This is a genomic window from Pseudooctadecabacter sp., from assembly GCF_020627745.1.
Taxonomy (GTDB): Bacteria; Pseudomonadota; Alphaproteobacteria; order Rhodobacterales; family Rhodobacteraceae; genus Octadecabacter.
In genome coordinates this window covers 1-14,029 of sequence record NZ_JAHDGE010000015.1, presented here as the reverse complement: position 1 = coordinate 14,029, position 14,029 = coordinate 1, and the positions used below count along the sequence as shown (strand labels likewise).

Genomic DNA, 14,029 nt, shown 5'->3' with positions numbered 1-14,029 from the left:
ACTTTGTGCGGCCTCAGTTGCCGCTTTGACAATGGTTATATATGTCCTTGCAGGCAAGATCACGCCACCCGTTGGGGATTTTTTCCCGATTGGCGGCACACAGCCGATGCAGGGCGTAAAAGCCCAAGCAAATAAGGGGGGAGGCCGGCATATGGACAACACAAACGGCGATATTGCGACCGCCCCTGCATATAAATTGCACAGAACGGTTGTGCTGGTGGGCATGATGGGGTCCGGCAAGACGGCCATCGGGCGGGCTTTGGCGGCGCGCTTGGGGGTCGATTACCTTGATTCCGACGAAGAGATTGAAAAGGCGGCCAACGCCACCATCGCCGAAGTGTTTGACCGTTCGGGTGAGCCGTTCTTTCGCGACCGCGAGGCCGAGGTGATCGCGCGGCTGCTGCAATCGGACCCTTGCGTGTTGTCTACCGGAGGCGGGGCCTATCTGGCGGACCGGAACCGGGCGGAGATTTCCGCCCACGGTGTCGCGGTCTTGCTGGATGCGGATGTGGATTTGTTGTGGGACAGGGTCAAACACAAGGACACGCGACCGTTGCTGCGCACGCCCGATCCGCGTGCGACCCTGGTGGAGCTGTTCGAGGCCCGCGCCCCGATCTATGCCATGGCCGATCTGCGTGCCAAGGCGGACCCCGATTTTTCCATTGAGCGGATGACGGACGAGGTTTTGTCCGTCCTGTTGACCCGCCCCGACGTGCTGGAGCGCCTGACATGATTGAAACCGTCCATGTGAACCTGCCCGGACGGGCCTATGATGTGGTCATCGGTCCGGGCCTTCTGGCCGAGGCCGGCCCGCGCATGACGCCCTTTTTGCGCCGTCCCAAAGTGTCCATCGTCACTGAGGAAAATGTCGCAAAGCTGCATCTGGCCGATCTGCAAAAGGGGCTGGAGGACACAGGCATCGCGTCCGAGGCGCTGGTGCTGCCTGCGGGCGAAGGCACCAAAAGCTGGCCCTATCTTGAACAAACGGTGGAATGGTTGCTGGCCCAAAAGGTGGAACGCGGCGATATCGTTGTGGCCTTTGGCGGCGGGGTCATCGGCGATCTGGTGGGCTTTGCTGCCGCCACGGTACGGCGCGGGGTGCGGTTTGTGCAAATCCCTACGTCGCTTCTGGCGCAGGTGGACAGTTCCGTCGGGGGCAAGACGGGGATCAATTCACCCTCCGGCAAGAACCTGATCGGGGCTTTTCATCAACCGACGCTTGTGCTGGCGGATACGGCGCTTTTGGGGACCCTGACGGAGCGGGATTTTCTGTCGGGCTATGGTGAGGTCGTCAAATACGGGCTGCTCGGGGATGAGGATTTCTTTGACTGGCTTGAAGAGGCAGGGCCGGGCCTGAAAGGGGATGGTGCCGATATGGCGGCGCGGGTCTGGGCCGTCACACGGTCGGTGCAGATGAAGGCCGACATCGTGGAACGCGATGAGACGGAACAGGGAGACCGCGCCCTGTTGAACCTTGGCCATACCTTTTGTCACGCGCTTGAGGCCGCCACGGGATATTCCGACCGGCTGTTGCACGGGGAAGGTGTGGCCATCGGTTGCGCCTTGGCGTTTGAGGTTTCATCCCGTCTGGGCCTTTGCGCGCAAGAAGCCCCAAGCCGCGTGCGCGCGCATCTGACGGCCATGGGCATGAAGACCGATCTGGCGGACATTCCCGGCGATTTGCCCGATGCAAAGGCGCTTTTGGCTTTGATGGGGCAGGACAAAAAGGTCGTGGATGGACAACTGCGGTTCATTTTGGCCCGTGGCATCGGGGAGGCCTTTGTGACCGCCGATGTGCCTGCCGATCTGGTTTTGGATGTTCTGAACGACGCTTTGGCGATGCGCTAAAATTCCGGAATTTTAGCGGTATTTGCCATGCTGGAAAACAAAAAAGGCCCGCAGCGATCTGCGGGCCTTATGTCGTTTGAGGGGTCTTTAGAACGGGATTTCGTCGTCCATATCGCCGCCACCACCACCTGAGCCGCCGCCATAGCCGCCGCCCTGATCGTAGCCCCCGCCCTGGTTGCCGCCGCCGTAGCCGCCGCCCGATTGGTCGGAGACATAGCCGCCACCGCCACCGCCGCCCATGCCGCCACCGCCGCCGCCATCACGACCATCCAGCATGGTCATCACGCCGTCATAGCCTTGCAGCACAACTTCGGTGGAATAACGGTCCTGACCGGACTGGTCCTGCCATTTGCGGGTTTGCAGTTTGCCTTCGATATAAACCTTGGAGCCTTTGCGCAGATATTGTTCGGCCACGCGCACCAGACCTTCCTGAAAGATCGCCACCGAATGCCATTCGGTTTTCTCACGACGCTCACCGGTGTTCTTGTCTTTCCACGTCTCTGACGTGGCAATCCGCAGGTTGCACACCTTGCCGCCGTTCTGAAAGCTGCGGACCTCGGGATCACGGCCAAGGTTGCCGATAATCATGACTTTGTTAAGTGATCCGGCCATTCTGGCGCCCCCTTCGAATCTGTTTTCGTTGCACACCGTTACACCATCAGAAATGGGTTAAGGGAACCCTAGCGGGGGGACATGCGTTGGAGTTTTATCAAATTGTGTGGAAACATACCGCGTGCCAGACTATCTTCGGCGCAGATGAGGGGTATGTGATGCGTTTGATATGGATACTTGCAGCGGCGGCGACGGTTGCAACATCGGTGCCGGTCGTGGCGGACACGTTTTCGACCCGCAACCGCACGTCCCTTTTTCAATCACAAACCTCGGTTCTGGATGGGCGTGCGGCATCGCAATACGCCAATTCCGTGCGTCTTCAGCCGCCGCGTGTCGAGATCCCGGCAGCAGCCAATACCGGCCCCGCCTACAACGGCAATTATCGGGGCCGCTTCCTCGAGATGGCGAAATCCGCCGCCCGTCGCAACAATGTGCCGGAGGATCTTTTCTTACGTCTGGTGCAGCAGGAAAGCGCGTGGAACCCCAATGCGGTGTCACACGCAGGGGCGCTTGGTCTGGCACAGCTGATGCCGACCACCGCCCAATATCTGCGGGTCAATCCGCATGATCCACAGCAGAACCTTGAAGGCGGTGCGCGGTACTTGCGTGAACAATACGACACCTTCGGGTCATGGCGTCTGGCCCTCGCGGCCTACAACGCGGGCCCCGGTGCGGTGCAGCAACATGGCGGCGTGCCACCCTACCGCGAGACGCGGAATTATGTGCGGGTGATCTGGGGGTCGTAACCCCCGACATATGGGTGAAAATGAAAAGGCGTCACATGAACTGTGACGCCTTTGGTGTTGATAAGGTTAGTGAATTACTCTGCCGCAGTGGCGGGCATTTCAATCACGGGTTCCATATTGGCAAGGTCTTCGTCGCTCAGATGGCATTTGACCTGATGGCCGCCATCAAGGATGCGCATGGGCGGCACTTGCGTTTCGCAGAGCGATTTTCCAGCGCGGTCTTTCCAATGGCAACGGGTCTGGAACGGACAGCCCGACGGCGGATTCATGGCCGATGGAATGTCGCCGTCCAGCACGATGTGCTTTTTCTTGACCGAGGTGTCAGCGATCGGCACGGCGGACAAAAGCGCCTCGGTGTAGGGGTGGTAGGGCGGTGAGAACACCTGTTCGGTCGTGCCCAGTTCCACCACATGGCCCAGATACATAACCATAACGCGATCAGACAGATAGCGCACGATGCTCAAGTCATGGGAGATGAACAGGAGCGTCGTCTTCTCATTGCGCTGAATTTCCATCAACAGGTCCGTCACAGCGGCCTGTACCGACACGTCCAAAGCAGACACAGGTTCATCCGCCACCACAATCCGCGCACCACCGGCAAAGGCGCGGGCAATGCCCACACGCTGCTTTTGCCCGCCTGACAGCTGGCGCGGCATGCGGTCTGCAAAGGCGCGGGGCAGTTTGACCAGATCAAGCAGTTCCAACATCCGGTTGCGACGGTCGTCGTCGGTGTTGCCGATCTTGAAAATCTCCAACGCGCGGATGATCTGGCGGCCCACGGTCATGGACGGGTTGAGGGTGTCAAACGGGTTCTGGAACACCATCTGCACATCGGCCACGGTCTTGGTGTCACGGGCCTCAATCGGGGTGCTTTCGATGTTCTGGTTGTCCAGAAGGATTTGCCCGTCCGTCGCCGTTTCCAACCCCATCAGGACCTTTGCAAAGGTGGACTTGCCGCAGCCGGATTCGCCGACAATGGCGAGGGTTTCAGCCTCACGCGCCTCAAAACTCAGGGTCTCGTTGGCTTTGACGACCTTCTTGTTCTTGCCCCCGAACAGGGCCGAGGCCGCGACCTCGTAATACTTTTTCAGGTTGTCCATTTTCAGAACCACACGGCCCGGTTCGGGCTTGGCGGTCTGGGGGCCCACGTCGATGGGGGCGTTCCAGTCGATTTCCTCGAACCGCAGACAGCGGGATTCGTGACGGTCATTGCCCGGAATCGGACGCATGGCGATGTTGCCGACGTCACAGCGCCCGGCCTCGAAATAGTCACATCGGGGGCCGAAATTGCAGCCCGAGGGGCGTTCGTGGGGCAGGGGGAAGTTGCCGGGGATCGCCACCAGGGGCCGCGCGTTTTTATCCGCACCGGGCAGCGGGATCGACCGGAACAGGGCTTGGGTGTAGGGGTGCTGCATTTCGTCGAAGACGTCTTCGATAGAGCCGCGTTCCACCGCCTCACCGGAATACATCACGCAGATGCGGTCGCAGGTTTCCAGCACAAGGCCAAGGTTGTGAGAGATAAACAGCATGGACGTGCCGTATTTCTTGCCCAGGTCCTTGACCAGATCGACCACAGCCGCCTCAACCGTCACGTCGAGCGCGGTTGTCGGTTCATCAAGGATCAGTAGCGACGGTTTGGACATCAGCGCCATGGCAATCACGATGCGCTGTTGCTGGCCACCGGACAGCTGATGGGGGAAGGAGTTCAGGATGCGTGCGGGGTCCGGCAGTTTGACGTCGGTCACCACCTCAAGCGCGCGGTCGTAGGCGTCTTTCTCCGAGACCCCTTCGTGGATCATCGGCACTTCCATCAGTTGCTTGCCGATACGCATGGCGGGGTTCAGGGACGCCATGGGTTCCTGATAGATCATGGCGATCTGGGAGCCACGGATGTCGCGCAATTCCTCTTGCGTCATGGTGTTTAGATCGCGGCCCTTGAACTTGATCGACCCGCCGACGATGCGCCCGTTTACGCCCAGATCCTGCATGACGCCCAGCGCCACAGTGGATTTGCCGCAGCCGGATTCGCCCACAATGCCCAGCGCCTCACCGGGCATGATCTTGGCTGAGAAATCCATCACGGCCGGGATTTCGCGCAGCCGGGTGAAGAAGCTGATAGACAGTTTGTCGATCTCAAGGATCGGGCCGTCGTAGGCGTCATTGCGCAGATCATAGTCCATAAGATTAATCCTTCAGGCTTTCTTCACGCAGGCCATCGGCCAACAGGTTCAGACCCAGCACCAGCGACAACAGGGCGATGGCCGGTGGCAGGGCGGGGTGGACGTAGATCAACAACAACTTGCGGCCTTCGTTGATGGTGCTGCCCCAGTCGGGGCTTTCAGGGGGCAGGCCCAGACCGAAGAAGCCCAAGGTGCCCAGCAGGATCGTGGTGTAGCCGATGCGCAGACAGAAATCGACGATCAGCGGTCCACGGGCGTTGGGAAGGATTTCCCACAACATGATATACCACGGGCCTTCGCCACGGGTCTGGGCTGCGGCCACGTAGTCGCGGGTTTTGATGTCCAGCGCCAGCCCGCGCACGATGCGGAACACGGTGGGGGAGTTCACGAAAACCACCGACACGAACACCACCAGAATTCCGCCCGGAATGGTGATGAGGTCCAGCGCGTTAGGCCAGATGTTCAGCGGCGAATTCGCCTCCGAAATCACGCTGAGGTAGAGGACCGCAAGCGGGATCAGCACCACCGCCAGATAAAGCGTGTTTTTGCTGCCTTGGGTCTTGTAGCGGCTGTTGATCAGCACGCCAAAGAAGACCAGCGGGAAGACGAACAGGAACGCCGCGAGGAAGTTGGGCAGGCCTGTTGCCACGATTTCCGGCGTGACCAGAAGGTAGAACAGCAAGATCACAGGGAAGGCGAGGATCAGGTTGGCAAGGAAAGACAGCACCGTATCCAGCTTCCCGCCGTAATATCCTGCAGGCAGGCCCAGCGTGATGCCCACCATAAAGGCAAAGATCGTGGCCAGCGGGGCGATGATCATCACGATGACGGACCCATGAACCATGCGCGTAAAGATATCGCGCGCAAGGTTGTCCCCACCCAGCAGGTAGTGGGGGTAAAAGCCTTCGTCCTGACCCTCGGGGACAGCCACACCGGGCAATTTATTCTTCAGGCCCGAGATTTGCTGCAACGGATCATGGGTGCCGATCATGTCGAACATGCCAACAAAGATCGACGTGAACACCCAGAACATCACCAGCGCAAAACCGATCATGCCGATGGTTGAATCGAAGAGTTTTCCGTAAAGCCCCAGTTTCCGTTTGAAGGTGATGGACACAATAAACGTCACAATAAGAGCAATCCACGTGGGCAGGAACCGGCGCGAGATTTCGCCAAGGATGCCGGCCTCACCATAGGGCATAAACCATGCCAGCACGATGAAGGCGGCAATCAGACCCACCAGCAACATGAACAGCCAGCCGGTGTAGGTTTCCAGACGGCCCAGCAGACCGCCGCGCCCCTGAAGCGTGCCATCGGGGTTGGCCTGCAGTTTCACGTCGGCGGCAAAGACGCCCATGATCAGTTGTACGATCACGGCAGCCACAAAGACGGCGGCGGTGATGGTGATGGCGGGGACGAGGATGCTCCCGAGGGAGCCGGTCCAGGTGAGTGTGTCCATGGTGCTGGCTCCTTCTTACGAGATGCGAATGCGTGGGTTGAGGAAGACGTAGCCGATGTCCGAGATCAGCTGGGTCACAAGGACCACGAAGACCGACACCACGGAGACGCCCAGCAAAAGTTCGATGTCGTTGTTGGACGCGGCCTGCACCAGCGTCCAGCCGAAGCCTTTGTAGTTGAACAATGTCTCGACAATCACAACGCCGTTCAGAAGCCACGGGAACTGCAACATGATCACCGTAAAGGGGGCGATCAATGCGTTGCGCAGGGCGTGTTTCATCACGATGTTGGGGAACGACACGCCCTTGAGACGGGCGGTGCGGATGTATTGTGCGGTCATGACCTCGGTCATCGACGCGCGGGTCATGCGGGCGATGTAGCCCATGCCGTAAAGCGCGATGGTGATGACCGGCAAAAAGAAGTTGTTGAAGTTGGCATCATCCATGGCCGATGTGGCCGTGCCTTTGAAATATTGCATCCCGAAGAGAGGCGTGGCGAAAACGGCGATCAAGATGACGCCCGAGACATATTCAGGCGTCGCGGTGGACACGATGGACACGGTCGACAGGCTACGGTCGGTGCGCGACCCTTCGCGCATCCCCGCCAGAACGCCGATGATCAGCGCGCCGGGCACCATCACCATCATCACCCAGAACATCAGCTTGCCGGTGAGGCCCAGACGGGTGCTGACAATGCTGCCGACCTCATCCTTGAAGACAGTGGACTGGCCCCATTCGCCTTGCAGGATGCCGCAGAAGGTGGCGGTGTCTTCGGTGGGGGCGCGACCGGCCGCGCAGCGCGCACGGGTTTCGCCGTCGGTCCCTTCGATAACGTAGCCGGGAAGCACACCCAGCCATTGGCCGTATTTAACGGGCAGGGCCTGTGTATAGCCGCGATTGCCCAGATAGGTCTCTACCTGTTCGTCCGACATCCGGAAGTTGCCTTGGGTTTTGGCAAGCTTTTCAAGGTTCGGATAAAGGTTCGTCAGCCAGAACACGATAAAGGTCAGGCAAAGCGCCGTGAGGATCATCACCCCAAGGCGGCGTAGAATAAACAGTCCCATAAAGACCCCTGTCGGTTGGCTGGATCGTGCGGTTCGGTCCGCACCGGTTCTTCGTCGTTCGCGAAAAAAGGCCGCCCGGTGATCCGGACGGCCCCTTGATGTGTCACAGCTTAGGCTGCGATGCCGATCTTGTAGATCTGCGGCAGGTACGCGATGTGCATATCCCAGCCCACAAAGCCCGGCTTGGCGTGACGGTAGACCGTGCGCCAGTAAGGCTGGATCGTCACAGCGTCGTCCGTCAGGATCTGCTGGATCTGGGCCATCACCTCGGAGCGCGCATCGGCGTCCGCGATTGCATTGGCTTCGTCCAGAAGGGCGTCGAACTCTGGGTTGTTATACGCAAACTCGTTCCATGCCTCGCCGGAGCGATAGGCCAGACCCAGAACCTGCGTGCCCAGCGGGCGGTGGTTCCAGTTGGTGGACGAGAAGGAGTAGTCGGTCCAGTCGTTCCAGAAGGTGGAGCCGGGGATGATCGTGCGTTTCACGTTCATGCCTGCATCACGCATCTGGGCTGCCACGGCGTCCGTGGTGTTCTTGCGCCAGTCATCGTCGATGGAGAAGATTTCGAATTCGAAATCCGCCATGCCAGCTTCTTCAAGCAGGGCCATCGCGCCTTCGGGGTCGTGATCGACCTTTGGCACATCGGCCCATTCAGGGTGCATCGGACCCACGTGCTGGTTGCGCGCAGGAATACCCTGATTTGCATAGCCCAGCTCAAGACACACAGCGTTGTCCACGGCCATCTGGATCGCCTTGCGGACGCGGACGTCTGCGTAGGGCTTCATGCCGTCAACTTCGGCTTCCTGGTTTGGACGGATCACGATTGTCGCAGCGGACGCCACTTCGGAACGCTCAAACCCGATGCCTTCGAAGACCTCGACAAAGTCACCGACGGTTTCGTAGGTCATGTCGACTTCGTCAGCGGCTGCAGCAGCAACCCAAGCGGAGGGGTCTGTGCCGTAGTCGATGTATTCGATGCGATCAAGGTAGGCCCCTTTGCCCGCCTCATAGCCCCACCAGTCGTGGCCTTCGTTGCGGACCAGAACGGCCTTCACGCCAACCTCGTTGCTTTCGATCGTGTAAGGACCGGTGCCGACTGGTGTGCGGGCAGGGTCTTCGCGGTCGATGGAGCTGTGGTAGATGGCAGCAGGATAGTCGGCCATACCGGCGATCAGTGTGATGTCGGACTTGGGCAGGTTCAGTGTCACCTGATGGGGCCCTGTGACCTCGATCGCGCCGTCGATGGCAGTGCCACTGTCGGCATCCACAAGCGCGGACATACGACCGGCCATGGAGTTGCCTTCGGCGGAGCTGTCACACCAGTCGGTGATCACGCGGGCCACGTCTTCGGCGGTGAAATCGTCGCCGTTGTTCCACTTGACGCCCTGACGCACGTTCAGTGTGTAGACGGTTGCGTCGTCGTTGACTTCCCAGCTTTCGAGCAACATGGGCTCAAACGAGCCGTCGGAGTTGTATTCAACGAGGTATTCCAGCCAGCCGGCTGTCACGAAGGCCATCTGCGTCCAGTCAAAGGCGCGCGGATCCTTGAGCGCGCGGACCTCCATCTGCATGCGCATGGTGCCGCCCTGCTGGGCGTGGCCTGCGGCGCGGGCAGGCTGGGTCATGCCCATCAGGCCATAGGCGCCTGCGGCAGTCACACCCAGTGCAGTTGTGCGTGTGATGAATTCGCGGCGGCTGAGTTTACCGGCCTCGACGTCTTTCACATAGACGTCAACTGCTGGATGCAGCGGCGCCCCTGTCAGTGTCTTGGTTGTCATGCGTGTTCTCCCTGATACACGTTTTTGTTTTTGTGGTCCGTGGCCAGACCCACCGCGATTTTGCGGCAGGTGGCACCCGTCCGATCTGCATTGGGCAGATTTTTTGGCCCAGCGTCAACGGTCGCAATCGGCAAAACAGATCACGTTTGCGACGTTCGCATGGTCAGTCCGCGACATGCAACCTGAAAGGTCGCTTTGCTGCGGCGCGGCGTCAAATGCGGGAGAAATACCCTTCAAAGCGCTGTGAGCGGGCCTTTTTTGCGGAATTGCGACGGTGTCAGGCCGGTTTTTGCCTGAAAACTGCGGGTGAAATAGGCCGCAGATCCGAACCCCAGTTGGTCGGCAACACGGGCCACCGGCAGCGCACTGTCGCGCAGCATCAGCCGTGCCTGAAAAAGAATACGGTCATTCAGCAAGGTCAGCGCCGAGGCGTCGCTGGTTTCTTTGCAGCACCGCGTCAGGTGCGTCGGCGTGACACCCAGCATGGTCGCGTAATCCGACACTGTTCTGGCCTCGTGATAGTGACGTTCAATCAGATCGGTGTAGGCCGCGACCAGCCGTGCAGAGGCTGTTTCGGTGCGCGCATCAAAGGTGTCGTCATCGCGCTGGTTCATCTGGCGTTCGAAATAGATCGACAGCAGGCCAAGCTGGTAATGGGCGGCACGCAGCGATCCGGGCAAGGTGGATTTGAGTTCGCGTTCCAGCGCGTCCAGATGGGTGGCCAGTTCCTTTTGTGCCACAACATCGCGCAAGCGCAGGTGCTGCGGCTCATCCGGCCATTCGGACGCCATGGCACCGGGGATCGTCAGCATCTGACCATAGACCGTCGGGCCACATTCAAACCCGTACATTGTTTTGGGGGGCAGAAAGATCAGGTTGTTGGCCCCGAAACCGCGGGTCAGCCCTGCGACGGTGATCCGGCCCTGTCCTTTGGCCACAAAGATCAGACGGGGTGTCTCATGGGACCGCATGGCTTCGGTGCGCCATTTGCCGTGGGCTGCGTTTTGCGCAATGGCGGTCAGGGCAAGGCGGTTCTGCGGGTCTGGAAACATGGGTCGGGCAGCTTTCACTCAGGTTCGAATAGTGAAATTTTTGCTGTCCAAATCGAACAAATCAACGGGGTTTATGTGGACAATCTGTTCTGTGCCACATCTGGTAGGGCAATCTGATGCCACCGCTTCATGCGGGACCTTAACCAAGTGCGCTGACGTTTGGCATACTGCCGCGTGGCCACGATGACGGCCTCTTTCAGCGAATCGGCATCTATCTGTCCGGTCACATGAGCGATCATTTCAGCCGCACCAATCGCTTTGGATGAGGGGGCGGTCGGATCCCAACAGGGCAGCATGGCGCGGGCTTCGTCCAGCGCGCCTGTCTTGATCATCACATCAAACCTTTCCGAAATGCGCGCGTTCAGCCAATCCGGGTCCGGCGACAGCGCCAGAGGCGTGCAATCATCCAGCCCCAGCAAAGGCGGCGGAGTGGCATTTTGCCAGTCACGGATGCTGCGGCCTGTGGTGGCCTGAACCTCCCACGCGCGCTGGACACGGGCGCGGTTGCGCAGATCAATTCCCTGAGCGGTGGCAGGATCAAGGGCCGCGATCAGTTCGGTCAGGGACAGCGTATCGGCCTTCTGCCGGATGGCGGATGGCGTTGGCGGTATATCGGCCAGTCCTTCGGTCAGCGCGGTAAAGTAAAGACCGGTGCCACCCACGATGATGGGCCGCGGTCCGCCTGCAGCATGCGCTTTCAGAAAGGGGGTCACGTCGCGCAGCCAGTCGCCCGCAGAATAGGGCGCGTCAAAGGGCAGGTGCCCGTAAAGGCGATGCGGGGCGGCTGCCAGATCTGCGGCCGGTGGCTGGGCGGTCAGAACGGGCCAGCCCGCATAGCACTGAAGCGCGTCGGCATTGACGATCACGCCACCCGATGTTTGCGCGATCTTGAGGGCAGCGCCGGACTTGCCCGATGCAGTCGGCCCGTAAATGAGGACAGGACGGTCGGGGTCGATTTTGGTCAGGTCAATCATGCGGGTTCCCATTGCGCGTGCCCTGCTTTTGCGACACTTTACCCCGAACGGAAAGCAGCAACAGGGGGCGCGCATGTCTGGCACCGGAAAAACCGCTTATAACAGGGTCATGCTGAAAATTTCCGGCGAGGCGCTCATGGGGGATCAGGGCTTTGGATTGCATCCGCCAACGGTGGAGAGGATCGCCCGCGAGGTGCAGACAGTCCATGAGATGGGCGTTGAAATTTGCATGGTTATCGGCGGCGGCAATATCTTTCGCGGGTTGCAAGGGTCCGCGCAGGGGATGGAGCGCACGACGGCAGATTACATGGGGATGCTTGCCACGGTGATGAATGCACTGGCGATGCAATCGGCCCTTGAGGCGCTGAACATTCACACGCGGGTGATTTCTGCGATCACCATGAACGAGGTGGCCGAACCCTATATCCGCAGACGGGCGGTCCGGCACCTTGAAAAGAAACGGATCTGCATTTTCGCAGCCGGCACGGGCAACCCCTATTTCACGACGGACACGGCCGCGACGTTGCGCGCATCCGAGATGTCCTGTGAGGCGATTTTCAAAGGCACCAAGGTTGATGGCGTCTACGACAAGGATCCCGCCAAACACGACGACGCCACCCGGTACGAAACGATCACCTATGACGAGGTGCTGGCGCAGCATCTTGGGGTCATGGACGCCTCTGCCATTGCTTTGGCGCGCGAGAATGCGCTGCCCATCGTGGTGTTCAGCCTTGATGACGAGGGCGGATTTCGTGGGATTCTTGACGGATCGGGCACGTCTACAACCGTGCGCGACTGATGCGTTGGGCGGCCTTTGCGGGTGCGGTGCTGGCCAGCCCCGTCGCAGCCGAAACGCCTTTGGTCGCCTTTCTGGGCGGTCACGGCTGCACCATCGGGGCCCAAAGCGCCGATGCCGCGCGGGGCGCCGGTTTCACCTCTGATGCCATTCTGGCGCTGGCGGAAGGCGCGCTTGCCGACGGGCAGGCGGCCCGTCACGGAGATTACGTTGTTCTGGATGCCGGCCTTTGCACGATCAGGCTGCCGCAGATCACCGCCGCCTATACCGTGGATACGCCCGAAATCCGCGCTGCATCGCCCTTTGTTCGCAACGTCTATGGCCTTGGCGGGACCGAAGCGGTGGATGAGGGGTGCTTTCTGGGCGGCGGGTCCGACCTGTTCCGCAGCCTTCAGGGCGGGGATCCAAAGGCCGGATTTGAGGCCTATATCGCGTTCGTGGGGGCGGGAATTGTTTCGGGGGATTTGCGGTTTTACGAGATTTCACCCCTCAAGACACCCTTCGGATTTCAGATCATGACCGGTGAGACGTGCAGCACGGTTGCCGCGTTTGACGATATTGCCCGCAGTCACCGGTTTATCGAGGATGGCTTTGCGGAGTATGTCCGGTTCGTGGGTGAACATACAGTTTGTGGTGAGGACCTGACCTTTCAGGCCACACAATTCATCGCGCAGATGCAGGGGTTTGATTTCGAAAAGGACCTGCTGGACCAGCCACGGATCAACGCCTGGTTGGGGTTAGAGTTCGACTTTATCACCCGCGCCGCCGGCTGGTATGAAGGGATGACCGACATCGACCGCGGTGTGCCGCGCCCGCCGTTATGCCACGTCCCCTAGGGGCGATCGTCACGCGGTGCGCCGCCGGAGTGCACAACTTCTGCGCACCACCGCTATACAAACCCGCCCCGTTAGCGGTATATCACCCCAAACACGTCAAATGAGCAGAGAATATGTCAGACGATTTTATCCTAGATACCGATGATTTGAAGCGCCGGATGGATGGCGCGATTGCCAACCTGCGGACGGAATTCGCGTCCTTGCGCACGGGCCGCGCCTCTGCGTCGATGCTGGAACCTGTGATGGTGGATGCCTACGGGTCGATGACGCCGATCAATCAGGTGGGCACCGTCAACGTGCCCGAACCCCGGATGGTCACAGTCAACGTCTGGGACAAGGGACTGGTGGGCAAGGTTGAAAAAGCCATCCGCGAAAGCGGGCTGGGGATCAATCCGCAGCTGAACGGCACCATCATCATGCTGCCGATCCCCGAACTGAACGAAGAGCGCCGCCGCGAGCTGACCAAGGTTGCAGGCAGCTACGCCGAAAACGCCCGCGTCAGTATCCGCAATGTGCGCCGCGACGGCATGGACCAGATCAAGAAAGCCAAGAACGACGGCATGTCCGAGGATGACCAGAAGCTGTGGGAGGGTGAGGTGCAGGACCTGACCAACGACTATATCAAACGGGTCGACAGCCAGCTTGAGACCAAGCAAGAAGAAATCATGCAGGTTTGATCCGGCACT

At 59.9% G+C, this 14,029-nt stretch carries 13 protein-coding genes; 6 read left to right on the top strand and 7 right to left on the bottom strand.

Going from position 1 to position 14,029, the window contains the following annotated elements:
- Positions 1-151: 151 nt before the first annotated feature.
- Both QZ653_RS08005 and aroB read left to right on the top strand, forming a co-directional pair.
- Complete coding sequence (locus QZ653_RS08005; protein ID WP_296419281.1) at positions 152-733, top strand: shikimate kinase; 582 nt, start codon at positions 152-154, stop codon at positions 731-733.
- Positions 730-1,848 carry a 3-dehydroquinate synthase gene (aroB, locus tag QZ653_RS08000; protein ID WP_296419279.1) on the top strand — a complete coding sequence of 373 codons (1,119 nt, stop codon included), beginning with the start codon at positions 730-732 and terminating at the stop codon, positions 1,846-1,848. Before QZ653_RS08005 ends, aroB begins: the two co-directional genes overlap by 4 nt.
- 87 nt (positions 1,849-1,935) lie before the next feature.
- Here the strand turns inward: aroB and ssb are convergent, their stop codons facing one another.
- Positions 1,936-2,460, bottom strand: a complete 525-nt coding sequence (gene ssb / locus QZ653_RS07995; protein WP_296419277.1) for a single-stranded DNA-binding protein — start codon at positions 2,458-2,460, stop codon at positions 1,936-1,938.
- A 158-nt stretch (positions 2,461-2,618) separates the two neighbouring features.
- Here ssb and QZ653_RS07990 point away from each other — a divergent pair, with 158 nt between their 5' ends.
- Complete coding sequence (locus tag QZ653_RS07990; RefSeq protein ID WP_296419276.1) at positions 2,619-3,206, top strand: lytic transglycosylase domain-containing protein; 588 nt, start codon at positions 2,619-2,621, stop codon at positions 3,204-3,206.
- Between the two features lie 74 nt (positions 3,207-3,280).
- Here QZ653_RS07990 and QZ653_RS07985 read toward each other — a convergent pair whose 3' ends face one another.
- The 6 genes from QZ653_RS07985 to miaA all read right to left on the bottom strand — a co-directional run bounded on the left by QZ653_RS07985 (position 3,281) and on the right by miaA (position 11,711).
- On the bottom strand, positions 3,281-5,386 hold the full coding sequence (locus QZ653_RS07985) for an ABC transporter ATP-binding protein (protein WP_296419274.1): 2,106 nt from the start codon (positions 5,384-5,386) through the stop codon (positions 3,281-3,283).
- A 4-nt stretch (positions 5,387-5,390) separates the two neighbouring features.
- Positions 5,391-6,845, bottom strand: coding sequence for an ABC transporter permease (locus QZ653_RS07980; protein ID WP_296419272.1), 1,455 nt, complete (start codon positions 6,843-6,845; stop codon positions 5,391-5,393).
- Between the two features lie 15 nt (positions 6,846-6,860).
- Positions 6,861-7,907: an ABC transporter permease gene (locus tag QZ653_RS07975; RefSeq protein WP_296419271.1), complete on the bottom strand. Its 1,047-nt coding sequence runs from the start codon at positions 7,905-7,907 to the stop codon at positions 6,861-6,863.
- A gap of 110 nt (positions 7,908-8,017) precedes the next feature.
- Positions 8,018-9,685: an ABC transporter substrate-binding protein gene (locus tag QZ653_RS07970; protein WP_296419268.1), complete on the bottom strand. Its 1,668-nt coding sequence runs from the start codon at positions 9,683-9,685 to the stop codon at positions 8,018-8,020.
- A 233-nt stretch (positions 9,686-9,918) separates the two neighbouring features.
- Complete coding sequence (locus QZ653_RS07965) at positions 9,919-10,755, bottom strand: AraC family transcriptional regulator (protein WP_366933070.1); 837 nt, start codon at positions 10,753-10,755, stop codon at positions 9,919-9,921.
- 53 nt (positions 10,756-10,808) lie between these two features.
- A complete protein-coding gene (gene miaA, locus QZ653_RS07960; RefSeq protein WP_296419266.1) occupies positions 10,809-11,711 on the bottom strand; it encodes a tRNA (adenosine(37)-N6)-dimethylallyltransferase MiaA in 903 nt (300 codons plus the stop codon).
- A gap of 73 nt (positions 11,712-11,784) precedes the next feature.
- Between miaA and pyrH the strand changes: the two genes are divergently transcribed.
- The 3 genes from pyrH (at position 11,785) to frr (ending at position 14,020) form a co-directional block, all read left to right on the top strand.
- A complete protein-coding gene (pyrH, locus tag QZ653_RS07955; protein ID WP_296419265.1) occupies positions 11,785-12,510 on the top strand; it encodes a UMP kinase in 726 nt (241 codons plus the stop codon).
- On the top strand, positions 12,510-13,343 hold the full coding sequence (locus QZ653_RS07950) for a hypothetical protein (protein ID WP_296419263.1): 834 nt from the start codon (positions 12,510-12,512) through the stop codon (positions 13,341-13,343). The genes pyrH and QZ653_RS07950 overlap by 1 nt, the downstream gene beginning before the upstream one ends.
- A gap of 113 nt (positions 13,344-13,456) precedes the next feature.
- The gene (frr, locus tag QZ653_RS07945) at positions 13,457-14,020 is read left to right on the top strand and encodes a ribosome recycling factor (protein WP_296419261.1); all 564 of its coding nucleotides are present in this window, start codon (positions 13,457-13,459) and stop codon (positions 14,018-14,020) included.
- Positions 14,021-14,029 lie beyond the last annotated feature (9 nt).